This is a genomic window from Streptosporangium saharense (assembly GCF_014203715.1).
In the GTDB taxonomy this organism is placed as follows: Bacteria; Actinomycetota; Actinomycetes; order Streptosporangiales; family Streptosporangiaceae; genus Streptosporangium; species Streptosporangium saharense.
In genome coordinates this window covers 1-21,131 of the sequence record NZ_JACHJP010000012.1, presented here as the reverse complement: position 1 = coordinate 21,131, position 21,131 = coordinate 1, and the positions used below count along the sequence as shown (strand labels likewise).

At 68.6% G+C, this 21,131-nt stretch carries 18 protein-coding genes and 1 tRNA gene; 8 read left to right on the top strand and 11 right to left on the bottom strand.

What is annotated here, in order from left to right:
• Positions 1–10: 10 nt before the first annotated feature.
• The 5 genes from FHS44_RS35220 to FHS44_RS35200 form a co-directional block, all read right to left on the bottom strand.
• Positions 11–838, bottom strand: a complete 828-nt coding sequence (locus FHS44_RS35220) for a DUF4253 domain-containing protein (RefSeq protein ID WP_184724089.1) — start codon at positions 836–838, stop codon at positions 11–13.
• A gap of 205 nt (positions 839–1,043) precedes the next feature.
• Positions 1,044–2,630 (bottom strand): beta-N-acetylhexosaminidase, encoded by a 1,587-nt coding sequence (locus FHS44_RS35215; protein WP_184723397.1) that lies wholly within the window; start codon positions 2,628–2,630, stop codon positions 1,044–1,046.
• On the bottom strand, positions 2,627–3,466 hold the full coding sequence (locus FHS44_RS35210) for a carbohydrate ABC transporter permease (protein WP_184723394.1): 840 nt from the start codon (positions 3,464–3,466) through the stop codon (positions 2,627–2,629). The genes FHS44_RS35215 and FHS44_RS35210 overlap by 4 nt, the downstream gene beginning before the upstream one ends.
• Positions 3,463–4,422, bottom strand: coding sequence for a carbohydrate ABC transporter permease (locus FHS44_RS35205; protein WP_246436576.1), 960 nt, complete (start codon positions 4,420–4,422; stop codon positions 3,463–3,465). Before FHS44_RS35205 ends, FHS44_RS35210 begins: the two co-directional genes overlap by 4 nt.
• On the bottom strand, positions 4,419–5,681 hold the full coding sequence (locus FHS44_RS35200; protein WP_184723391.1) for an extracellular solute-binding protein: 1,263 nt from the start codon (positions 5,679–5,681) through the stop codon (positions 4,419–4,421). Before FHS44_RS35200 ends, FHS44_RS35205 begins: the two co-directional genes overlap by 4 nt.
• 173 nt (positions 5,682–5,854) lie before the next feature.
• On the opposite strand from FHS44_RS35200, the gene FHS44_RS35195 reads away from it, so the two are divergent.
• The 3 genes from FHS44_RS35195 (at position 5,855) to FHS44_RS35185 (ending at position 8,376) form a co-directional block, all read left to right on the top strand.
• On the top strand, positions 5,855–6,640 hold the full coding sequence (locus FHS44_RS35195) for an IclR family transcriptional regulator (protein WP_184723388.1): 786 nt from the start codon (positions 5,855–5,857) through the stop codon (positions 6,638–6,640).
• Positions 6,641–6,742: 102 nt separating this feature from the next.
• Positions 6,743–7,687, top strand: a complete 945-nt coding sequence (locus tag FHS44_RS35190) for a sugar kinase (protein ID WP_184723385.1) — start codon at positions 6,743–6,745, stop codon at positions 7,685–7,687.
• Between the two features lie 50 nt (positions 7,688–7,737).
• Positions 7,738–8,376 carry a maleylpyruvate isomerase N-terminal domain-containing protein gene (locus FHS44_RS35185; protein ID WP_184723383.1) on the top strand — a complete coding sequence of 213 codons (639 nt, stop codon included), beginning with the start codon at positions 7,738–7,740 and terminating at the stop codon, positions 8,374–8,376.
• Here FHS44_RS35185 and bla read toward each other — a convergent pair.
• Both bla and FHS44_RS35175 read right to left on the bottom strand, forming a co-directional pair.
• Positions 8,363–9,313, bottom strand: a complete 951-nt coding sequence (gene bla / locus FHS44_RS35180) for a class A beta-lactamase (RefSeq protein WP_184723380.1) — start codon at positions 9,311–9,313, stop codon at positions 8,363–8,365. The genes FHS44_RS35185 and bla overlap by 14 nt on opposite strands.
• A 198-nt stretch (positions 9,314–9,511) precedes the next feature.
• The gene (locus FHS44_RS35175; protein ID WP_184723376.1) at positions 9,512–11,320 is read right to left on the bottom strand and encodes a glycoside hydrolase family 15 protein; all 1,809 of its coding nucleotides are present in this window, start codon (positions 11,318–11,320) and stop codon (positions 9,512–9,514) included.
• Between the two features lie 279 nt (positions 11,321–11,599).
• Between FHS44_RS35175 and FHS44_RS35170 the strand changes: the two genes are divergently transcribed.
• The 3 genes from FHS44_RS35170 (at position 11,600) to FHS44_RS35160 (ending at position 15,002) form a co-directional block, all read left to right on the top strand.
• Positions 11,600–12,325 (top strand): hypothetical protein, encoded by a 726-nt coding sequence (locus FHS44_RS35170; RefSeq protein ID WP_184723373.1) that lies wholly within the window; start codon positions 11,600–11,602, stop codon positions 12,323–12,325.
• 1 nt (position 12,326) lies between these two features.
• The gene (locus FHS44_RS35165) at positions 12,327–14,480 is read left to right on the top strand and encodes a hypothetical protein (protein WP_184723370.1); all 2,154 of its coding nucleotides are present in this window, start codon (positions 12,327–12,329) and stop codon (positions 14,478–14,480) included.
• A 69-nt stretch (positions 14,481–14,549) separates the two neighbouring features.
• Entirely contained in the window at positions 14,550–15,002 is a 453-nt protein-coding gene (locus FHS44_RS35160) for a pyridoxamine 5'-phosphate oxidase family protein (RefSeq protein WP_184723367.1), read from the top strand.
• Between the two features lie 483 nt (positions 15,003–15,485).
• Here FHS44_RS35160 and FHS44_RS35155 read toward each other — a convergent pair whose 3' ends face one another.
• The 4 genes from FHS44_RS35155 to FHS44_RS35140 form a co-directional block, all read right to left on the bottom strand.
• Positions 15,486–17,336 (bottom strand): DUF262 domain-containing protein, encoded by a 1,851-nt coding sequence (locus tag FHS44_RS35155; RefSeq protein ID WP_184723364.1) that lies wholly within the window; start codon positions 17,334–17,336, stop codon positions 15,486–15,488.
• Positions 17,337–17,611: 275 nt separating this feature from the next.
• Positions 17,612–17,685 (bottom strand) — tRNA-Lys (locus FHS44_RS35150).
• Positions 17,686–17,741: 56 nt separating this feature from the next.
• Positions 17,742–18,503, bottom strand: a complete 762-nt coding sequence (locus FHS44_RS35145) for a nuclease-related domain-containing protein (RefSeq protein WP_184723361.1) — start codon at positions 18,501–18,503, stop codon at positions 17,742–17,744.
• Between the two features lie 190 nt (positions 18,504–18,693).
• Positions 18,694–19,503 (bottom strand): SDR family NAD(P)-dependent oxidoreductase, encoded by an 810-nt coding sequence (locus FHS44_RS35140; protein WP_184723358.1) that lies wholly within the window; start codon positions 19,501–19,503, stop codon positions 18,694–18,696.
• A 115-nt stretch (positions 19,504–19,618) separates the two neighbouring features.
• Between FHS44_RS35140 and FHS44_RS35135 the strand changes: the two genes are divergently transcribed.
• Together FHS44_RS35135 and FHS44_RS35130 are read left to right on the top strand one after the other, a co-directional pair.
• Complete coding sequence (locus FHS44_RS35135; RefSeq protein ID WP_184723355.1) at positions 19,619–20,272, top strand: TetR/AcrR family transcriptional regulator; 654 nt, start codon at positions 19,619–19,621, stop codon at positions 20,270–20,272.
• A gap of 10 nt (positions 20,273–20,282) precedes the next feature.
• Complete coding sequence (locus FHS44_RS35130; protein ID WP_184723352.1) at positions 20,283–20,861, top strand: GNAT family N-acetyltransferase; 579 nt, start codon at positions 20,283–20,285, stop codon at positions 20,859–20,861.
• Positions 20,862–21,131 lie beyond the last annotated feature (270 nt).

The window sequence follows — 21,131 nt, the reverse complement described above, 5'->3', positions numbered from 1 at the left end:
CCCCCGGCCGTCAGTCCCACCAGAACGACCAGGCGTTCCTTCCCGCGATCCGCTCGGCGTAGTCGATCAGCGTGCCCGAGCTGTAGGTGACACTGTCCGGGCAGAACGTCCAGTGCTCGGCGGCGACGTGGAGGGCGTGCTCCGGGGTGACGGGGGGCGCGGCGACGCTGAGGTCCAGGGTGTTGAAGCCGAGACCGACGACCCTGACCCCGAACCTGTCCTCCCAGCTACGCAGCACGGCCGCCAGCGGGACCATCCACTCGTTGTGGTTGAGCGCGCCCTGCCAGCCCATGACGGCCAGCACGTCGGCTCCCCGCTCGGCGGCGACCAGCCCGAGCGGGGTCCTGCGCTCGGCGACCATCCCGGCGTACCAGTCGGCGACCACGCCGGGGTCGGCGATGAGGTCGCCCGCGGGGGCCGGCCCCGGGCACTGCGGGCCGTACGGGGCAAGCAGGTCGAGCTGGTCGGCGTGGGTCCGCTCGACCCAGTCCGACCACACCTCGGCCATGAACGCGTCCGCGCGGTAGTTGTCGATCTCGGCCGCGGTGTCGGGGGCGATCTGCCCGGCCGACCACGGCTGGACGGAGTCCTCAAGCAGCACCGGCCACAGCCCCGAGTGCTCGTGCTCGACCCTGAGCCTGGTCCACAGGTCGGCGGGGACCGCCTCGTCACTCAGCCAGAAGGCCGGGAGATGGTCGAGCGCGAACCGCGAGTAGTCGGGGTCGGCCCACACCACGTCTCCCGGAGGCAACTCGGCCGCGATGCTCCTCCCCTGCCCGCCGTCGGCGAACAGTTGACCCAGCAGCGGCGGAAGTTGCCCACGCTCGCAATCGCTCATCCCCACCGATCCGATCCTGACCACGGACCAATTTTGGCGCGTCAGACGTGCCGAGCGACAGTTCTCCCCCTTACCAGCGGCAAACGCCCAGTACAGCGCCTATCAGACGAGCCCGTCTGACGGGCGCCCCGCCCCCTGGCGCGGGCGCCTGGGGCGGCGTCGGCGCGTGACGGAGGGGGCGGGGCGCGTGACGGACGGAGAGGCGTTACGGGGTGACGGAGGAGTGGGCGCCGACGCCGAACCCGGCGATCACCGCCTCCCGGTCGGCCCTGGTGATCGGCCAGCCGGGCGCGTCGGGACGGCTCTGCCAGGGTCTCGGCCCCTCCTTGGGCCGGTACTCGACCCCCAGCGCGTCCAGCCTGGCGGTGTGGACGTCGAGGCGCCGCGTGAACTCCTCGTACGGCGCGCGCTCGGCCGTCCACACAACCTCGGCGAAGGCGCACAGCCTGGGGAAGACCATGTAGTCCACGGCCCTGGGGTCGTCCAGGTGCTCGGTCCAGACGTTGCACTGGGCGCCGATCACCAGGGAACGGTCCTCCATCTCGGAGGGGACGGGGTCGAAGGCGTAGACGTCCCGGAGGGTGAGGGGCGGCCCGACCGGGGTGGGCTCCTCGGGCAGCTCCGACTGCCGGTAATCCAAATAGACCGACATATCGGGACATGCGACTACGCGGTGACCGGCCCGCGCCGCCACCGCCGTCGCCTTCGGCCCGCGCCAGGCGGCGACCGTCACCCCCGGCACCGCGCCGCCCTCCAGGATCTCGTCCCAGGCGTACGGCGTGCGCCCCGCAGCGGTGACGTGTTCGGACAGCGCCCTCAGGAAGGCGGCGCGGGCGGCCGGGTCCCCCGGGCACTCGTCCCCGCCGATGCCGACGTGGGAGCCGGGGAACAGCTCCATGACCTCGTCCAGGACGTCACGGCAGAAGTCCAGGGCCGCGGGCGAGGTGACGTCGAGGATGTCCTCGGAGACGCCCCAGCCGGTACGGACCTCGGTCGGCCGCAGCCCGAGCTCCGGATAGGCCGCGACCACGGCCTGGGTGTGGCCGGGCAGGTCGATCTCGGGGACGACGGTGACGAACCGCTCGGCCGCGTAGGCGACGATCTCCCGCACGTCGTCGGCGGTGTAGAAGCCGCCGTGCGGACGCCCGACGACGGTGCCGTGCTGGCGGGAGCCGAGCATGGTCGCCGGGCGCCAGCCGCCGACCGAGGTCAGCCGGGGATACTTGGCGATCTCCAGGCGCCATCCCTGGTCGTCGGTCAGGTGCAGGTGGAGCACGTTCAGCCGGTGCAGGGCCAGCAGGTCGACGAACCGCAGCAGAGCGGCCTTCGGCATGAAGTGCCTGGCCACGTCCAGCATGCAGCCGCGCCAGCCGTACGCGGGACGGTCCTCGATCTCGACGGCGGGCGCGGTCGGCGGCGCGCCCGTGACGGGGGCGCGGCGCAGTACGGCGGGCGGCAGCAGTTGCCGGAACGCCTGGGCGCCGTAGAAGACCCCGGCCGCGTCACCCCCGGTGATCCACACGCCGGAGGCGGTGACCCGCAGCCGGTAGGCCTCGGTCCCCAGGCCGGGGTCGAGGGCCAGGGTGAGGCGCTGTTGGCCGGGTTCCTCGGGGGGCAGCAGGGCGCAGCCGGTCGGCGGGCCGAGGGTGGCGCGCAGCCAGGCGGCGACGGCGGTCAGCTCCCGAGGGGCGTCGAGGGCGGTCTCCGGGGTCAGGACGAAGGTGCCCGAACCCGGCCTGACCGTCGACGGCGCCGGGACCAGGCCGTGGGCGGATGTGTCGGTGGCGCTCAATCCTTCACCGCCCCGCCGAGCCCGGCCACCAGCCTGCGCTGGACGGCCACGAAGAAGATCAGCACGGGAATGGTCATCAGCGTGGAGGCCGCCATGATTCCCCCCCAGTCGTTCTCGTCGGGTTTGAAGAAGACCAGCAGGGCCGCGGGCAGGGTCTGGTTGCCCGTGGCCGAGATGATGAAGGTCCTGGCGAAGATGAAGTCGTTCCACGCCGCGATGAAGGAGAACACGCTGGTCGCCACCAGGCCGGGAGCGACCAGCGGGAACAGGATGCGCCACAGCACGACGGACCTGCTCGCGCCGTCGATCATCGCGGCCTCCTCAAGCGCCTCGGGGACCGCGGCGACGAAGCCCCGCATCATCCAGACCGCGAACGGCAGGCTGAAGGCCAGGTGCACCAGGACGAGCGAGCCGAGCGTGTTGAGGCCGACGCCGGGCACCGCCGTACCGAGGTCGCGGACCAGGAAGAACAGCGGGATCGTCAGCGCCTCGACCGGCACCATCTGCGCGATCAGGAACATGATCAGCACCGTGGTGCGGAACCGGAAGCGGAACCGGGTCACCGCGACGGCGGCCAGGAAGGCCACGATCCCGGAGAGCACGACGACGGACAGCGCGACGACGACGCTGTTGAGGAAGTAGCGGCCGAAGTTCTCCCCGCCGAGCACCCGCTGGAAGTTCTCCAGCGTCGGCGCCAGGGTCCACGGGCGCACCTGGAGCGACTGGATCTCCCCCGCGGGCTTCACCGCGGACAGGACCATCCAGTAGATCGGGAAGAAGGTGACGAACGCCGTGGCCACCGCCACGACGTTGGCGACCAGTCGGGATCTGCTCACAGCCTCTCCCCGTTGCGGTGGATGGCGCGGATGTAGAACAGGGTGACCACCAGCAGGATCAGCGTCATGACCACGCCGATCGCCGAGCCGAGGCCGTACTCCGAGGAGCCGAAGGCCGTCTGGTAGGCGTAGACGTTGAGCACCGAGTTCTGGCCCGCTATGCCGCCACCGTTGGTCATCACGTAGATCTGCGTGAAGATCTTGAAGTCCCAGATGATCGACTGGATGACGACGATCGTGATCAGCGGCCGCAGCATCGGCACGATGATCCGCCAGAAGGACTGCCAGGCGGAGGCGCCGTCCAGCGAGGCCGCCTCCAACACGGAGCCGGGGATGGCCTGGATGCCCGCGTAGAGGGTCACCATGACGAAGGGGAAGGAGTGCCAGACCACGGTCGCCCCGACGACGCCGAAGGTGACCCACCGGTCGTAGAACCAGTTGAACCCCTCGATGCCGAGGACCTGGTTGACCAGCCCGAGGTCGGCGTCGAACAGGAACATCCAGACGGTCGAGCCGGTCATCGCGGGCGCCGCCCAGGCGGCCATCGCGGCCAGCGAGAGCAGCAGGCGGGGCACCCTGCCCGCCCTGGTGAGCACGACGGCCAGCGCCGCGCCGACCGCGAGCGTAGCGACCACCAGGGCCGCGGCGAACACCAGCGTCTGCCCGAGCACCGACCAGAAACGGCCGTCCCCGACGAGGGTCGCGTAGTTCTCCAGCCCCACGAACCGGGTCGGCTGCCCGCCGCTGACCTGGGCCTGCCGGTAGTCGAAGACCGACAGCAGGCCCAGCATGTAGATCGGGTAGCCGAACAGCGGCACCAGTACGGCGGCGGACGGCAGCAGATAGAGCCAGGGGCGCAGGCGTGCACCCCCGCGGGCCCGGTTTCCCGGGCCCGCGGGTGCCTTCGGCGCCCCTGGTTCCCCCGGCACCACGGTCGCGGTGGTCACCGAGGTCATGACCGGCCGAAGGCGGCCTTCACCGCCGCCGCGGCCTCGTCGGTCGCCTGCTCGACGGTGGCCTGCTTGGTGGCGATCTTCTGGAGCATGGTCGGGATGACCTTCTGGTTGTCGATCTTCACCCAGGCCGGGTCGATCGGCACGAAACGGGTGCCCGCGGCGACGGTGTCGAGGAACGGCTTGAGGAAGGAGTCCTTGGCCGCCAGCTCGTCACGCGCCGAGGTGAGGGTCGGCAGGTTGCCCATGGCCTCGAACATCTTGGTCTGGTAGGCCTTGCCGCCGAGGAGCTGCAGGAATTTCACGGCCAGCGTGCGGTGCTGGCTGTTCTTCATGACGCCGAGGTTGTTGCCGCCGGAGAAGGCCGGGGCGATGGTGCCCGCCTTCGAGCCGGGCAGCGGGATCACGGCGTACTTGCCCGCGGCGGCCCCCGCGTCCACCGCGGCGCGGTTGAAGTTGCCGAGGATGCCCATCGCGGCCTTGCCCCCGGCGAACAGCTCGACGGTCTTGCCACCGGTCAGGCTCGCGCACGCCTGCGGCGGGCAGACGTCGTCGCTGAGCAGGTCGGTGTAGGTCTTGACGCCCTTGCGGGACTCGGGGCTGGCGAGGTTCTCGATGTCGCCCCCCGCGTCCCAGACGAACGGCATGGCGCCGAAGGTGTACTCGCCGCCGACGGCGATGCCGTACAGGTCGGGCTTCTTCTTGCGGATCTCGCGGGCGGTCTCGGTCAGCTCCTCCAGGGTGGCCGGGGGCTTGAGGCCGAGCTCGTCGAAGACGTCGGTGCGGTAGTACAGGGAGCGGATGCCGATGTACCACGGCAGGCCGTAGACCTTGCCGTCCACGGTCGCCGACTTCAGCAGGTCGGCGCCGATGTCCTTGCCCTCCGACCAGGCCGACAGGTCGGGGCCGATATCGCTGAAGCCACCGGCCGCGGCGTACTCGGCCAGGTCGGTGTTGCCGTATTCGGCGACGTCGGGCGCGCTCGCCGGGTCGTTGAAGGCGCCCTTGAACTTCTCGTGTCTGGCGGGGGTCGTCGGGATGTAGGCGACCTCGACCTTCACTCCCGCGTTCGCGGCGGTGAACTCCTTGATCACCTCTCCGACGACCTTCTCCTTGGGGGCGCGGTTCGGCTCGTCGAACAGCCACACGCGCAGGGTCCCGGACTTGTCGTCACCACCGCTCGCGGCCGGGGCGGTCGACGGCGCGCAGGCGGCCAGGGCCAGCAGGGCCACGCCCGCGGCGGCCCAGTTCAGGATCTTCACAGGTCTCTCCTCCCGTTGGCGGCAGACCCTAGAAAGGTGACGCCCGTCACCGGAAGGGGGGAATGTCCTTTGTTCTGCATTGCAGAACCTTGTGTCGCAAACTGGAAAGAAGACTTCCAATTCCCCTAGTTTGTGGTCCATGCCCGACCAGCCTGACCACACGTGAGGGCGTGATGAACGAACCAGCCCCGGAACGCAACCAGTCAGCCTCGCTGCGGCGAGCCCTGGCGGTACTGGAACACGTCCGCGACCACGCGGGCGCGGGCCAGGGGCTCTCGCTCACCCGCCTCGCCGAGGCCACCGGCCTGTCCAAGAGCACCGTGCTCCGGCTGACCGTCCCGCTCATCGAGGCCAGACTGATCGACCGGGACCGCAAGACCGGCGCCTACCGGCTCGGGCACGGCTCACTCCACCTCGGTCAGGCCTACCTGTCCACGCTCGACCTGCGGACCGTCGCCGCCGAGGAGTCGCACCGGCTGATGACCGAGGTCAGGGAGACCGTCCACCTCGTGGTCTACGACCCGCCGGAGGTGGTCTACATCGACAAGGTCGAGAACGAGGCCACCGTGCGGATGGCCTCGCGGATCGGCAGCAGGGCGCCCGTCTACCGGACCGCCGTCGGCAAGGCCATCCTCGCCTGGCAGCAGGACGAGGACGTCGAACGGGTCGTGGCCGCCGGGATGCCGAGGATGACCCGCCACACCATCGTGGACGCCGAGCGACTGCGCACCGAACTCGGCCGCATCCGGCAGCGCGGCTACGCCGTGGACGACCGTGAGAACGAGCCCGAGGTGCGCTGCGTCGCGGCGCCGATCTTCAACCACGCCGACGCCGCGACCTCCGCCATCTCCGTCTCCGGGCTCACCTCCCGGATCACCGCCGCCCGCGTCCGCGATCTGGGACCGTTGGTCGCGGAGACGGCGCTGCGCATCTCCAGGAAGCTGGGATCGACCCGCTGACCGTCCCACAGACGGGGCCCGGCGTCAGGGGGGGACGCCGGGCCCGTGGGAGCAGGGGGCTCCCACCCGCATGTCCGACGAGAGCATAAGGACCAACCTTTGATGATCGACCTGGTGACGCTCGGGGAGAGCATGGCGCTGTTCACCGCACGCCGTACCGGGCTGCTCCGGCACGCTCGCGACTTCGGCCTCGGTGTGGGGGGCGCCGAGTCGAACCTGGCGATCGGTGTCAGCCGCATGGGCCGCCGCGCGGCCTGGATCGGCCGGGTGGGAGCCGACGAGTTCGGGGAGCTGCTGCGCTCGACGCTGGCGGGCGAGGGGGTGGACGTCCGGGGCATGATCGTCGATCCCGAGGCGCCGACGGGCCTGATGGTCAAGAGCAGGCGGACCGCCGAACTGGTCGACGTGCGCTACTACCGCTCGGGAAGCGCCGGGTCCCGGCTCTCCCCCGACGACCTGGACCTGCCGACGCTGCGCTCGGCCCGGGTGCTGCACGTCACCGGCATCACGCTCGCGATCTCCGCCTCCGCCGCCGAGACCGTGCGCGCCGCGGTCGCCGAGGCCCGCGCCGCCGGGGTGACGGTCTCGCTCGACGTCAACTACCGCCGCGCCCTGTGGAGCCCCGCCGAGGCCTCGGCCGCCCTGCGGGACGTCGTGGCCTCCGCCGACGTCCTGTTCGCCACCGAGGCCGAGGGCAGGCTGCTCGCCGAGGGCGACGACCCGGTCTGCCTGGCCAAGTCCCTGTCCGCCCTCGGCCCCCGCCACGTGCTGGTCAAACGCGGCCCGCTCGGCGCCGTCGAGCTGTCCGACGGGGTGGTACGGCACGCGGAGCCGTACCGGGTGACCGAGCTTGACCCGGTTGGGGCGGGCGACGCCTTCGCGGCGGGCTGGCTGGCCGAGACGCTGGAGGAGGCCGACCCGGAGCGGCGCCTGGCCACGGCCTGCGCGGCCGGGGCGTTCGCGGTCACCTCGGAGGGCGACTGGGAGAGCCTCCCCCGCCGCCAGGACCTCACCCTCCTGTCCCCCACGGACGCCGTCAGCCGCTGACCCCTGTGAGATCCTGGGGCCCCCGAGCAAGATCCGATCTGGAGGTCACGATGACCGGCATCAGAGAAGACTTCCTCTCCGCGGCGCGTTCGGCCGCCGCCCTGCTCCGTGACCCCGCGGTCGTCGCCGCGTGGGACAGGCCGAGCGCGCTGGCGGAGTTCGGCGTCGGCGGCCTGGCCGGGCACATGGTCAACCAGATCCTGCTCGTTCCCCAGCTCATGGAGTATCCGGTGCCCGAGGAACCGGTCGTCTCCCTCGTCGAGCACTACGGCCGTTCCCTGTGGGTGGAGGCGAGCCTCGACGACGAGGTCAACGTCACCATCCGCCAGGGCGGCGAGCAGATCGCCGCCGAGGGTCCCGAGGCACTGGCGGCGCGCGTCGAGGCGGTCATCGAGGAACTGGCCGTACGGCTGCCCGCCGCACCCGAGCGGGCGGTGCGTTTCCCGTGGTGGGGGCCGTGGTCGCTGATGTTCGACGACACGCTGGTCACCAGGACCGTCGAGCTGGTCGTCCACTCCGACGACCTCGCGGTCAGCGTGGGCATCCCGACACCCACGCTGCCGGAGAGCGTCGTGGACAGGGTGGTCGGCCTGCTGTCCCTGGTGGCCGTACGACGGCACGGCCAGACCGTCGTCCTGCGCGCCCTCAGCCGCGCCGAACGCGCCCCGTCGAACGTCACGGCCTTCTGAGTGCGCCGACGAGGACGGTCGCGGTCTCCGCGATGACCTTCTCCTCGTAGCGGGTGTCCGCGCCCTCGCGGGTGGTGTAGACGGCCATGACGATGGGAGCCGCCGACCCCGGGGGACGGATGACGGCGATGTCGTTGGCGGCGCCGTAGGAGTCGCTCGAACCGGTCTTGTCCCCGACGCCCCAGCCCGGGGGCAGTCCGGCGCGGATGCGCGCGTCGCCGGTCTTGTTCGCCCGCAGCCAGCCCTCAAGGCGCGCCCTGTCCTCGGGCACGAGCGCGTTCCCGAGGGTGACCGCCCGCAGGTCACCCGCCACGGCCGCGGGGGTGGTGGTGTCGCGCTTCTCCCCGGGGTTCCAGTCGTTGAGTTCGGTCTCCCAGCGGTCCAGGCGGGAGACCGGGTCGTTCAGCGAGCGGAGGTATCTCGTCAGCCCCGCGGGACCGCCGATCTGCCTCAGCAGCATGTTGCCCGCCGTGTTGTCGCTACGGGTGATGGCCGCCTCGCACAGCCTGGCGACGCTCAGCCCGTCCCTCACGTGCTTCTCCGTGATCGGGGAGTTCGGCTTCAGGTCACCCCGCTTCCAGCGCACGACGCGCTCCATCAGCCCGGGACTCGACGTGCGTGCTCTGTGCAGTACGGCTGCCGCCGCGAGCGCCTTGAAGGTGGACAGCAGCGGGAAGCGTTCGCCGGACCGGTAGGTGATCGTCCTTCCACTGCCCGTGTCGAGGGCGTAGGCCCCGATCCGCCCCCTGAAGGACCTCTCCAGCGCGCGCAGTCTCCGGTGGACGTCGGCCTCACCGGCCGGACGCGCCGCCGCGACCCGCGTGGCATGCCCGCCGTCCACGGTGGCCTGGCCGTACAGGACGGTGCCCGCGAGAAGCGCGAACACGGGGACGGTCGTCCTCAGGGCCGCCAAGAGGCGACGGGTGCGGTTTCGCATCCCTCGATTCTCACCCCCACCCGACGCCGGTCCCGGACACACGGCGAAACCCCCCAGATGACAACGGCGTGTCGCCCTCGGCGTCGTGATGTGCCCGGGTGTGTCCCTCAAGAGGGCATCGCCGTGCCGTCTTCGACGTCGTGAGTGCCCGGCCTGCCCGGAGGTGCGTCCCTCGGGGAGGCCGTAGGTATGGCGTGGTCATCGGGCCGCGCGCCGTACGGCCTCCGCTGCGTTGATCAGGCCGATGTGGCTGAAGGCCTGGGGGAAGTTGCCGATGGCCTCCCCAGTCACCGAGTCGACCTCCTCGGCGAGCAGGCCGACGTCGTTGGCGTACGACGCCGCGGTCTCGAACGTCCGCCTGGCGGGTCCGCTCCTGCCCGCCATCGCCTGGGCCTGGGCCAGCCAGAACGTGCACAGCAGGAACGTGCCCTCGTCCCCCGCCAGCCCGTCGGCCGCGAGGTAACGGTGCACCAGGCCGCGCTCGTCGGTCAGCCGTTCGGCGACGGCGTCGACGGTCGCCCGCACCCGGGGATCGTCGCCGGGCAGGAAGCCGACCATGGGCAGCATCAGCGCGGCGGCGTCCAGGTCCCGCGAGCCGAACGCCTGGGTGAAGGCGCCCACCTCGGCGTTCCAGCCGTGGGTCAGGATCGCCTCGCGGATGCGCTCCCCGGTCTCCTTCCAGGCCGCGACCCGCCCGTCTACCCCCAGGATCGGGGCCAAGGCCACGGCCCTGTCCATGGCGACCCAGCACATCAGCTTGGAGTGCAGGTAGTGCCGCCCCGGGCCGCGTACCTCCCAGATTCCCTGGTCGGGCTCCTGCCAGCGGCGGGCCGCCATGTCCGCGACGCCGACCAGGAAGGAGCGGGTCAGCGGGTCGAGCTGGCGCGCGTCGCCGTGGAGCAGGGCCGCCGCGTCGAGCAGTTCGCCGTAGACGTCGATCTGGCGCTGCCGCCAGGCGTCGTTGCCGACACGCACCGGGGCGCTGTCCCGCCAGCCGGTCAGGTGGGGAAGCGGCCGTTCGCTCAGGTCGCGCTCGCCGCCGACGCCGTACATGATCTGCAGGTCGGCGCCCTGGTCGAGCTGCGTGGCCGAGGCGCGGGCGAGGAAGGTGAAGAACTCCGCCTCCTCGACCTCGCACGTCGCGGTCGAGAGCGCCTGGAGGGTGAAACTGGTGTCGCGGACCCAGGTGTAGCGGTAGTCCCAGTTGCGCTCCCCGCCGACACTCTCCGGCAACGAGGTGGTCGCCGCGGCGACGATGGCGCCGGTCGGGGCGAAGGTCAGGGCGCGCAGCACGTGTCCGCTCCGGTCGACCTCCCGCTCCCACGGCCCCCGGTAGCCCAGGTGTGTCCGCGACCAGGAGCGCCATCCGGCGAGGGTGTCCGCGATACGGCGGTGGATCCCCTCCTGGCCCCTGCGCGGCGGGTCGGGCGCCCATCCCGAACTGGCCTGCAACGCCATGCCCAGGCGCTGACCCGCCTCAAGGGTGACGGTGCCGTACGCCGTCGAGCCGCTCACCCGCAGCGGCACCGGGACCGACAGCGTCAGGACGTTCGCGCCGCCCCGTGCGACCAGTCCGCCGGAGACCTGCTCCATCAGCGGCTGGACGAGCCCGAACTCGGGGCGCGGCGCGTACTCGACCTCAAGCGTCATCCGCCCCTCGACACACGTCGCCTCGCGCAGTAGCAGCCCCGGCGAGCCGATCCCCAGCGTGTGCCCGCGCTCCCCCCTGCCCAGGGCGAGCGCGTCGCGCAGGACCACGGTCCCGTCCCGGCCGTGGAAGGTGGTTTCGAGCACGAGACTCTGCTCAAGGTATGCGCGCTCGACCTCGACGGGACAGGCCGGCCGTACGGCCCAGTGCCCGGCGTCCTCGTCGAGAAGCCTGGCGAAGAGCGCGGGACTGTCGAAGCGGGGCAGGCACAGCCAGTCGATCGAGCCGTCCGAGGTGACCAGGGCCGCCGAACGGCAGTCGGACAACATGGCGTGGTCGCTGATCGGTCGTGTGCTCAAGGCCGTGCACCTCGCCAACCGTGAGGATCGTGGGCCCCCGCCCACCCAAAGATGATTTTTACCCCCAAACCACCATTTATCACCCCATACCAGCCGGGCCCGGCCCCTGAAGCGCGGCCCGCTTCCCTCGGACCTGGGAGGCGAGGTGTGCGGCGGCCCAGCCTCGTCCAGACCGCGCGCCCTGTCCGCTTCAGGACAGGAAGATGTCTGATTTACGACAACGCACCTGACGGTTCCCCTGCATCGTTGGCAGAGCCGAGGCCCAACTGGAGGTTCGTCATGGAGAAGTACCGCGCGCTGCTCACCGTTGACGCCGAGAAGTTCAGCGCCCACCGGGACGCCGACCTGCCCCACCTCCACATGGAGATCCGCCGCGCCCTCGCCGCCGCCTGTACGGCCTGCGGCCTGGCCGAGGCCTGGGAGTCCGCCCGGTTCAAGGAGAGCACCGGCGACGGCATCCTCGTCGTCCTGCCCGCCGAGACGATCCCCGCGCTCGTCGAGCCCTTCCCCACCCGACTCCAGGAGGCCCTGGCCGAGGCCGCGCCCGGACTGCGGGCCAGAGGACTGAGACTGCGGCTGCGCGCGGCCCTGCACGTGGGCCTCGTGGACGACGAACGGGAGGAGGCCCCCGGCATCTCGGCCGCCGCCGTCACCGTCTGCCGCCTCGGCGACAGCGAGCCCCTGCGCGACGCCCTCGCGGGCAGCGACCCCGACGTCACCTTCGTCGCGTTCCTGCTGTCGGACGAGGTCTTCCGCCACTACGTCGCCGCAGGCCGTACGGCACTGCACGAGAGCCAGTTCACGCGGGTGCGCGCCGTCGTCAAACAGTTCTCCGAGTCCGCCTACCTGCGTGTTCCCGTGCCGTCCGCCGTCGCCGTACCGCTCCCCGAGGCCGATCTTCCCGTCCGGGGTGGCGAAATCTCGATCAGCGGGGTAACGATCAACGGGCGGGGATCACGCAACGCCTTCGGCAACACGGTGAACGGCGACTTCAGGATGGGCTGACATGACCACGACCATGATCGAGGACGTCACGATCAACGGAGACGGCTCGCAGAACGTCTTCGGGAACACCGTCGCGCGGGACCTCATCCTCAACCAGCTCACCATCGTGCGTGGCCGTCCCACGATGGTGCTGTCCGAGGAGGAGATCGTCGAGCGGGTCAAGGTCTACATCCCCGCCTTCAACCACGCCAGGATCGTGGAGATCCTGGCGGCCGACCACGTCATCGCGCTGGCCGGTCCTCAGGGGGCGGGCGTGGTCACCACGGCCATCGCGGCGTTGCGGCGCCTGCACCCGGCCCTGCGCATCCGGCTCTTCTCCACCGGCGAGGACGACGTCGAGCAGGCCGCCGCGTCCGCGCCCTGCGGATACCTGATCCGCGCCCGCGACGAGGAGCCCTCACGGCTGCGTTCCTTCCTGGAGGCGGTACGCGCCTCTGGCGGGTTCGCCGTCGTCGTCGGCACGGCCGCCGAGCAGCGGCACCTCACCGAGTTCCTGACGGCGATCACCGTCGAGCCGCCGCCCGCCGCCACCGTCTACCGCAGCCACCTCGCCCGCAGGGGCATGTTCGACTCCCCGTGGCAGGAATGGTCCGGGGCGGCACGGCTGCTGCGCGGCGCCTCCCCCGGCGACGCCGCCCGCCTCGCCAAGATCGTCGATGAGGTGAGCCGCAGGGGCGGTGACGAGCACGAGGTCGAACGCGCCTACCTCGGATGGGCCGAGGAACTCCGCAAGTGGTTCGACTTCCATCCCGGTCTGCTGGACCAGACCCTGATGATCGCCGCGACGACGATCACCCCCGCCGACGAGACCCAGGTGTACGGCGCCGCCTCGTCCCTGGCCAGGCACCTGGACATCCCCCTCGCGGGAGGCGGCCTCGCCTGGACCCCGACCACCGGCCTGAGCGAGCTGCTCGACGCCGACCGCGACGAGGACCAGATCGTCTTCCGCCGGTACGGCTACGCCGAGTCGCTCCTGCCCCACGTCTTCGCCGAGTACCCGCTGGCCAGGATGGAGCTGCTCTCCTGGCTGGCCAAGCTGCCGACCGACACCGTCCTCGCGCTTGAGAGAACGCTCGGCCACCGGCTCGTCAGGACGTTCGCCGACCTCGCGGCCAAGTACAACAAGCCGGAGAAGATCACCCAGATGGCGCGGACCTGGGGCACGGGACCCGCCGCCGACCTGGCCTACATCGCGCTCACCCAGACCTGTCTTGACCCCCTCGTCGGTGGCCGGGTGCGCAGCAAGCTCTACGAGTGGTCGCGGGAGCGCCAGGCGCCCCAGAGCCTGAAGCTCACCGTCGCGCAGGTCTGCGAGGTTCTCGGCCAGACCCACCTGTCGATCGCCATGACCCGGCTCAAACACCTGGCCACCCACGGCGACGAGCAGGTCAGGCGGGAGGTCCTCGACGTGGCCCGCGCCCTGGCGGACCTCGACCCGATGGCGGTCTTCTCGACGGTGTTGAAGTGGGCCGCGAGCACAGCCCAGGGCTCCGGCACGGAGATGGTCGGCAGGCTCGACGTCGCCATGCGTCTCCTGCTCGACCTGCTCCCCGCCTTCGGCGGCACCGAACTCCGCCGTGTCCTGGAGACCGTGGACCACCTGGTGACGAACGGCGCCCCCCAGCTCCGCACCCGCCTGCTGGACTGGACCAGGGAACTGGCCGCCGGCTATCCGGTCCACGTGCTCATCCTGGCGCTGTCCCTCACCAGGAACACCGGTGCCTCCGCCACCAAGCAGCGCACGACCTTCGGCACCGACCTCTTCCTGTCCCTGACCGTCTCCCTGGACTTCGAGGAGCACGCCTCGGTGCTGGAGATGTCCGGCCCCGTCGATCCGATGTCCTGCACCCTCGCCTGGCGTACGGCCTTCGCCACCACCCGCGAGTTCCCCAACTTCGGCGAGGCCCTGCACGTCTGGCTGGACACCGCCGCCGCCCGCGAAGACCTGCGTCCCGCCCTGGTCTCCGCCCTCACCGCCGCCGCCCATCCGAGCCCGGCCTCCCGCCAGCTCCTGACGGACCGGGTCCGCGCCTGGGCGGCCGGTGGGCGTGGCCGCCGTACGGTCAAGGAGGCGATCCTCACCCGCGTCCTGCTCCCCGAGTGGCACCGCTGGTTTTTGGTCGCCTGGGTACGGCTGCGCACCACCGTCCTCTAACCGTTCCTGCTTCTTGGTCTGGGCCTTCGGTGTGGGCTTTTTGTCGGGGGCGGCTGACAGACTGCGGGGATGGCAACATGGCAACAGTTCGAACGTGAGGCCGGTGAGCTGGCCTCCGTGGTGAGGGCCCGGTTCGAGGCGAGCAAGAGCCACGTGCTCGCGACCCTGCGCAAGGACGGTTCCCCCCGGGTGAGTGGCACCGAGGTCGACTTCCAGGGCCCCGACCTGTCGTTCGGCTCGATGCTCGGCGCGGTCAAGGCCCTGGACCTGCGGCGCGACGGCCGGTGCGCGATCCACGCCCACCCGCACGACGACGGCGACGCCAAGGTCGCCGGGGTCGCGGTCGAGATCACCGACCCCGACGAGAAACGCGCCTACACCACGGGCGACGAACCCCCCGGCGACTTCCACGCCTTCCGCCTCGACCTCCACGAGGCCGTCCTCACCTCGGTCGAGGACAACGAGCTGGTCATCCGCCTCTGGCACCCGGGCCAACCGGTACGAGTCATCCGCCGCAAGTAACCACACGGCTCCGCCTCAGCGCGGAGCCGTACTACTGAACGCACCCAAAAAGAGCTGATAAATCAGAAGCCCGGACCGAAATTTTCACTTTGAACTTTTTCTGACATGCCACCAGGGATTAAAACGCAGACCGCCAATTAAGGCCCAGTCATCATTAATGCCACCCGCAAAAACATTCAATATGACATGATTGCGACATTGAACACAAGACAAATATGACCATATCCTAAAAAGCGCCAGCCTGCGATAAACATCACCCAATCGCCCTCAAGGAAAATGCCGACAAGCCGCCCCCATACGGGATATGGTCATGCACAGATGGGACGATTAGCGCTAGACCGTACCTATGCCCGGCGAGTGATTTCCTAGATGTTCTACTCGCCCCAGAGAATGTCAGCTTGATTCACAAACCTTCATGATTTCCATAAAGAAAATATGAGTGAGTGACTCGCATTCTATTCCCCATACATGACGTCTTGGGTTTCAGGTTTCTCTCGATGCCACCTGCGGCGGCCGAGGCCAGATCGCAATTGCTCGCCGGGCAAGCGAGATGGAGCGGGCAACGATTGCCTCATCCGTCCAGGAGTTTATATGCTCTGCGACTATCTCAGAATTGAGCTTGAGGACGCTGTACTTGTTGAGCAAGGTCCGTTTTCCGAACACCGGATCCACTTCACCCGCGAGCGCCTCAGCATCTGTCCATGGACGATTCGAAAGCTTTGGATTGAGATACTCGTTTACAAGGGTCAGATTGCCGAGGGTCTGAACGAGCAGGTCACGGCGTTGACGCCCCGCCAGATCAGGTGGAGCCTCCCAATGATCGTGCCATGCCTGCGGCATAACGTGCTCAATGGTTAGAACACCGCGTGGACAATGCACGTGCTCGGCGTATTTGTCTCTCGTCTTGTCTTCAATGGCCTCAAGAACCATGCGCAACCGGCCTCGAGTGAGATCCGTATACGCCTTCACCGTCTGAAGAAAATTAATGACCTGCTCATCGGAAGGCCAGTAAACAGCGGTTGCGTCACTCTTGGCTAGGTACGCTTCCGTGATCTCCCCAGCCAATTGCGGACCACCACGGTTCAGTTCGCGAAGAAGGTCGAGCACTATCCGGTTGTAATTCTTTGTGGTCAATTTGCAGAGCATGCGACGAACCAGCCAGCTCTCCATTGCAGCAAGCGCTCGTCTCCGCTGCTCAGTTGGCATCTGCTGATCTGTCCAACGCAAGATCCAGAGCAGGAAAGGCCCAACGACCGATGCCTCCATGACTTTGATGACACGGTAATAGAACGTCCCCTCCGGAGAATCCCACGGTAGGTGCTCCAACTCCGCGTACACACGAGCGTCCTCAGCAATATCACGCATCACTTCCCAGGCGGGATATTTTCCGATCCGGATATAATCACGGAACTCCGTGAACACCCGGTCCGCTGGAATATCCCGGAGCAACTTCATTGTCAGCCAGTAGTTCATGAAGATATCTACATAGGGACGCTTCAATCGACCCTGTCGAATGTCGCGCCGCCAGTAGTTGGAATCGAAGGGCTTCCAGTACTGGTCGTAAAGACGCTTCAGGTCACCCTTTTGCTGAGCGGCGACCTGGAAGACCAAATTCTTGATCAGATCTGCTGCAAGCAGCGGGGTACCACGGTGGTTGAGAGTCTCGAAGATAACCTGCGCATTATCCCCTGGCTCAAGGTCGATAACCACCACACGCAGGTAGTCACGCAGTGCTCTGGTAAGAGCGGCAATCTTCTGTTGGGATTTATCGGAGTCTCCCTCGGGCTCCACCCATTGGACGATCTCGCTCACAAAGAATGCGTGCGCTTTCGCAATTCCACTAGAGATGAGATCTTCGGGCAGCTCCCGACTGTTGTTCATGACCGCACAAAAGGCCTCCTGATCCCGATCTGTCGGCCAAACCTTGAACACCTCGTCGGGATCCTTGGCCAGTCGGCGGTCATTCAGCACTAATGACTCAAGCGCGCTCGAGTCAATGTCCTCCCCGTGTCGCTCCGCAATCAATTGTGCCGCGTCCAGTAGGATCTGCAGTGTCGTCAGCCGCTGTTGACCGTCGATGACATTCCGGATCGGGATGACCCCAGACTTGATCCACTGCTGCTCCAGGACGATCGCTCCCAAGAAGTGGGGTGGCGTACTTACCTCGAAGTCATCAGCGGCCTCAAGGACCTGCTCGGCAACCTTCCGTACGTCCTCCCACAGAGGTCCCCACTGGTCTTCCCGGTTCCACACGTATGGACGCTGGAACAATGGGATGACATAACGGATGGGGGCACTGAAGATTTCTGTTGGCGTGCGCGTGTCGGCCTTCATTGTTCCTCAGGGGCGAGAGGGACATCTGTCAGGATCGTGCTCAAGACGAATATCTTGACACAGCAAGGCCACCACCGTCCGAAAAAACGGAACCATACGAGTCAGGACTGATGTTCTCAATCCAACCAGCGTCACCGATCCCCGCGAGCATGGATCTACAACGATCTTGGAGCTCTGGCCCACTTTGAGCCGCAATCATGATCCTTAAGCGATTCGCACAGCCGCCAAACAACGAAGCCCCAGATCAGACTACGTCCGACCTGGGGCTCCTCAGGTGCGCCGCCAGGGACTCGAACCCCGGACCCGCTGATTAAGAGTCAGCTGCTCTAACCAACTGAGCTAGCGGCGCCTCAAAGCTCTTGAAGGATAGCGCACTTCGGCCATGGGCTCGTAATCCGGTGGGAGTCAGTTCATCCTGCGCAGGACGCGGGCGGCGGTCCTGGCGAGTAGTTCGACCTGCTCCTCGTCGAGTTGCATGCGTGGCCCGGCCAGGATCCAGCGGGCGGCCAGGCGTGGCTTGAGGAGGGTGAGGCCCTCGGCGCTGACCGTTCGTTTGAGTTCGCCGCCGTGTACGGCCAGCAGCGGCTCGATCGTCACGGGGATACCGGACTCGCGGGAGAGCACCTCGGCCAGGGAGTCGGCGGCCTTGACGAGTGCCTTGGCGACCGATGTGCCGTACTTCTCGCCGAGGAACAGCCGCTCGCCGTACTTGGCGATCTCGGTGTCCGGGGACCAGGCCTCGTTGTCGATCACCCACACGCCGCCGGGCCCGATGACCAGGTGGTCGATCGAGGCCTCCCCCGGCACGGCGCGACCGGCGAGGATGCGGTAGCCGTGTCTGCGGAGACTGCGGCGCAGCCGCCTCCCGGTGATGGTCTCGCCCCTGCGCCTGCCCCGCCAGACCGCGGTCGCCTCGTAGGAGCGCCAGGCCCAGAACATGTCACCGGCGCCGACCAGCAGGCCGCACACGAGCCCGAAGAGGACGGGAGAGGGGATGGCGAACCGGTAGGCGATCACCAGTCCCACGGCCAGGCCTCCGGCCGCCTTGAGTCCGCGCATCTTCCAACGCTGGTCAGCCTCTTTGCGCCAGAACTGCTCGTACATGACCTGGGGCGACAACCCGTGGACCGGGTCCTCACTCGTCACGTAGATGGATCCGCCGGGCACAGCGAACTCCCGAGAGTCGAACGGTCAGGTAGGCACGCGGATCTGCGACGTTGAAGATCCTTGGCCATCAAATACCCGGTGGGGGGTTGGGGGCACCCCGGACCCGCCAAAGGTGATGGAACTAACACAACTCGGATAGCTTTCCGGGGTCCGACCAAGCCGATCTCCTCACCCCATGATGAGGCACCGATTACCCGGCCGTCGCGGTGACGGCCGGGGAGGTCTCCGCGACCTTCCTGGTGACCAGCCGCCCGATCAGCGCGGAGAGCTTGCGCGGACGCTCCGGCACGAGGTGGGCCATGGCGAAGTTGCTCATTCCCGGCACGACGTAACCCCGGTTACGGTCGAGCGCCCGCAGCGCGCTGCGGACCACCCGGTCCGGCGTGCTCATCCGCGCTCCGATCGCCGCGTCCCTGGTGCCGATCACGTCGAAGAACGCGGTCTCGACCGGTCCTGGGGTGACGGCGAGCACCTTGATCCCCCGTCCCCTGAACTCGCTCCACAGCGCCAGGCTGAAGTTGAGCACGAACGTCTTGGACGCGCCGTAGGTCGCGAAGTAGGGCGTGATGTGGAAGCCCGCGGTCGATCCGACGTTGACGACCGCGCCACCGCCACGGGCGACCATGCCGGGGACGAACGCGTGGGTCAGACCGACCAGGGACACGACGTTGACCATGAGCTCGTCGTGCTCACGTTCGGCCGGGATCTCCTCGAAGCGGCCCGCGGTGCCGAAGCCCGCGTTGTTGACCAGCAGATCGACGGTCATCCCCCTGGCGGCCACCTCGTCGGCCACCCGTGAGGCGGCGTCGGGCGCCGCGAGGTCCTGGGCGACGACCTCGGCCCGCACGCCGTGCGTCCCGCGCAGTTCCTCGGCCAGGCTCTCCAGCTTGTCCACGGAACGGGCGACGAGCACGAGGTCGTGACCACGCGCGGCGAGCTGACGGGCGAACTCGACGCCGATGCCCGAGGAGGCTCCGGTCACGAGAGCTGTGCTGTTCATCGTGAAACTCCCTTGACTCACTTTCCTGTGTCATCAAGGTAGCAGCTATGCATTTATCCGCAACAGTGATGTAGCAGATAGCTTCCCAAGTGGGGCGGTGCTGTAGCCTCTGGGCATGGCAACGACAGGTCGGCGGCTACGGGCGGACGCGGAACGCAGTGTCAGGACGATCCTGGAGGCGGCCGAACGCCTGCTCAGTGAGAATCCCGGCGCGACGATGGAGCAGATCGCCGAGGCCGCCGGAGTCGCCAGAACCACCGTCCACCGGCGCTTCGCCAGCCGGGAGGCCCTCGTCGAGACCATGGCGACCTCCGCGTGGCAGGAGATCGACGACGCCGTCGACGCGGCCAGGCCGTACACCGCGCCGCCGCTGGTCGCCATGCACCAGGCGACCGCCAACGTTGTCCAGATCAAGTCCGGTTGGCGCTTCGCCCTCGGCACGCTGCCCCCGCCCGGCGAGGAGGCCACGCGCATCCACGACGCGGTGATGGCCAAGTGCGACGCGGTGTTCGCCCGCGCGCTCGAAGCCGGGCTGCTGCGCCCCGGCACCGACCCGCGCTGGGCGCGGCAAGTCTACCTCGCGTTGATCAGCGAGGCCGTGCACCATTCCCCCACCACCGCGCAGCCTCAGGCCGCCGACGACCCCGACGCCCTCGCCACCCTGATCATCGACACCCTCCTGTACGGCCTGGCACCCCGGCGGCCCGGTCCACCTGCCGTCCAGGACACGCCAGGAGTGGACCTTCCCGCAGGTCACGACCGGTCATAGGGTCGTCTCCATGACCGCGATCATGCCTGCTCCCGTCACCCTCGAAAGCGAGACCGTACGGCTCGAACCGCTGACCGCCGCCCACGTCCCCGACCTGTTCCTCTCCGGTGGGGGCGACGACGAGGTGTGGCGCTGGCTCCCGGTCGCCACCCCGCGCACCGAGACGGAACTGGCCACGATCGCGGCGGGACTCATCGACGACCGGGACGTCGTGCCGTTCGCGGTGATCCTCAAGGAGACGGACCGCGCGGTCGGCTGGACCACCTACATCGACACCCCCGGCTTCGACGAGAGCATCGAGATCGGCTGGACCTGGTACGGCAGGGCCGTGTGGCGCTCCGGGGTGAACACCGCCTGCAAGATCCTGCTGCTCGACCACGCCTTCGGCAAGCTCGGCCTGAACCGCGTCCAGCTCAAGACCGACGTCCTCAACCTCCGCTCGCAGGAGGCGATCCGCCGTCTCGGCGGCGTCCAGGAGGGCGTCCTGCGCCGCCACCGCCGCAGGACCGACGGCTCCTGGCGCGACACGGTCTACTTCAGCATCCTGGATGACGAGTGGCCAGCGCACCGCACAAGATTGTGCCTATAGCGACGCCTGGCAGTGTCTCTTTGCGACGCCTTCGGCGTCGCGGGCTTGGGCGCCTGAGGTCGGTGACTTCCCTCGTGCTGTGCCTCTTTGCGACGCCTGGCGGCGTCGCAGGGCTTGGGCGCCCGAAGTCGGTGACTTCCCTCGTGCTGTGCCTCTTTGCGACGCCTGGCGGCGTCGCAGGGCTTGGGCGCCTGAAGTCGGTGACTTCCCTCGTCGCTCCTCCGCTTCGCTCCGTCGCTCCTCAGTCCAGCTCACCGACGCGCCCAAGCC

Bases quoted from the DNA above. Each gene is read 5' to 3' on its own strand.
- FHS44_RS35155 (WP_184723364.1), bottom strand. From the start codon at position 17,336: ATGAAGGCCGACACGCGCACGCCAACAGAAATCTTCAGTGCCCCCATC.
- FHS44_RS35185 (WP_184723383.1), top strand. From the start codon at position 7,738: ATGACCGGCATCAGAGAAGACTTCCTCTCCGCGGCGCGTTCGGCCGCC.
- FHS44_RS35170 (WP_184723373.1), top strand. From the start codon at position 11,600: ATGGAGAAGTACCGCGCGCTGCTCACCGTTGACGCCGAGAAGTTCAGC.
- bla (WP_184723380.1), bottom strand. From the start codon at position 9,313: ATGCGAAACCGCACCCGTCGCCTCTTGGCGGCCCTGAGGACGACCGTC.
- FHS44_RS35130 (WP_184723352.1), top strand. From the start codon at position 20,283: ATGACCGCGATCATGCCTGCTCCCGTCACCCTCGAAAGCGAGACCGTA.
- FHS44_RS35205 (WP_246436576.1), bottom strand. From the start codon at position 4,422: ATGACCTCGGTGACCACCGCGACCGTGGTGCCGGGGGAACCAGGGGCG.
- FHS44_RS35160 (WP_184723367.1), top strand. From the start codon at position 14,550: ATGGCAACATGGCAACAGTTCGAACGTGAGGCCGGTGAGCTGGCCTCC.
- FHS44_RS35165 (WP_184723370.1), top strand. From the start codon at position 12,327: ATGACCACGACCATGATCGAGGACGTCACGATCAACGGAGACGGCTCG.
- FHS44_RS35135 (WP_184723355.1), top strand. From the start codon at position 19,619: ATGGCAACGACAGGTCGGCGGCTACGGGCGGACGCGGAACGCAGTGTC.
- FHS44_RS35195 (WP_184723388.1), top strand. From the start codon at position 5,855: ATGAACGAACCAGCCCCGGAACGCAACCAGTCAGCCTCGCTGCGGCGA.
- FHS44_RS35220 (WP_184724089.1), bottom strand. From the start codon at position 838: ATGAGCGATTGCGAGCGTGGGCAACTTCCGCCGCTGCTGGGTCAACTG.
- FHS44_RS35140 (WP_184723358.1), bottom strand. From the start codon at position 19,503: ATGAACAGCACAGCTCTCGTGACCGGAGCCTCCTCGGGCATCGGCGTC.
- FHS44_RS35190 (WP_184723385.1), top strand. From the start codon at position 6,743: ATGATCGACCTGGTGACGCTCGGGGAGAGCATGGCGCTGTTCACCGCA.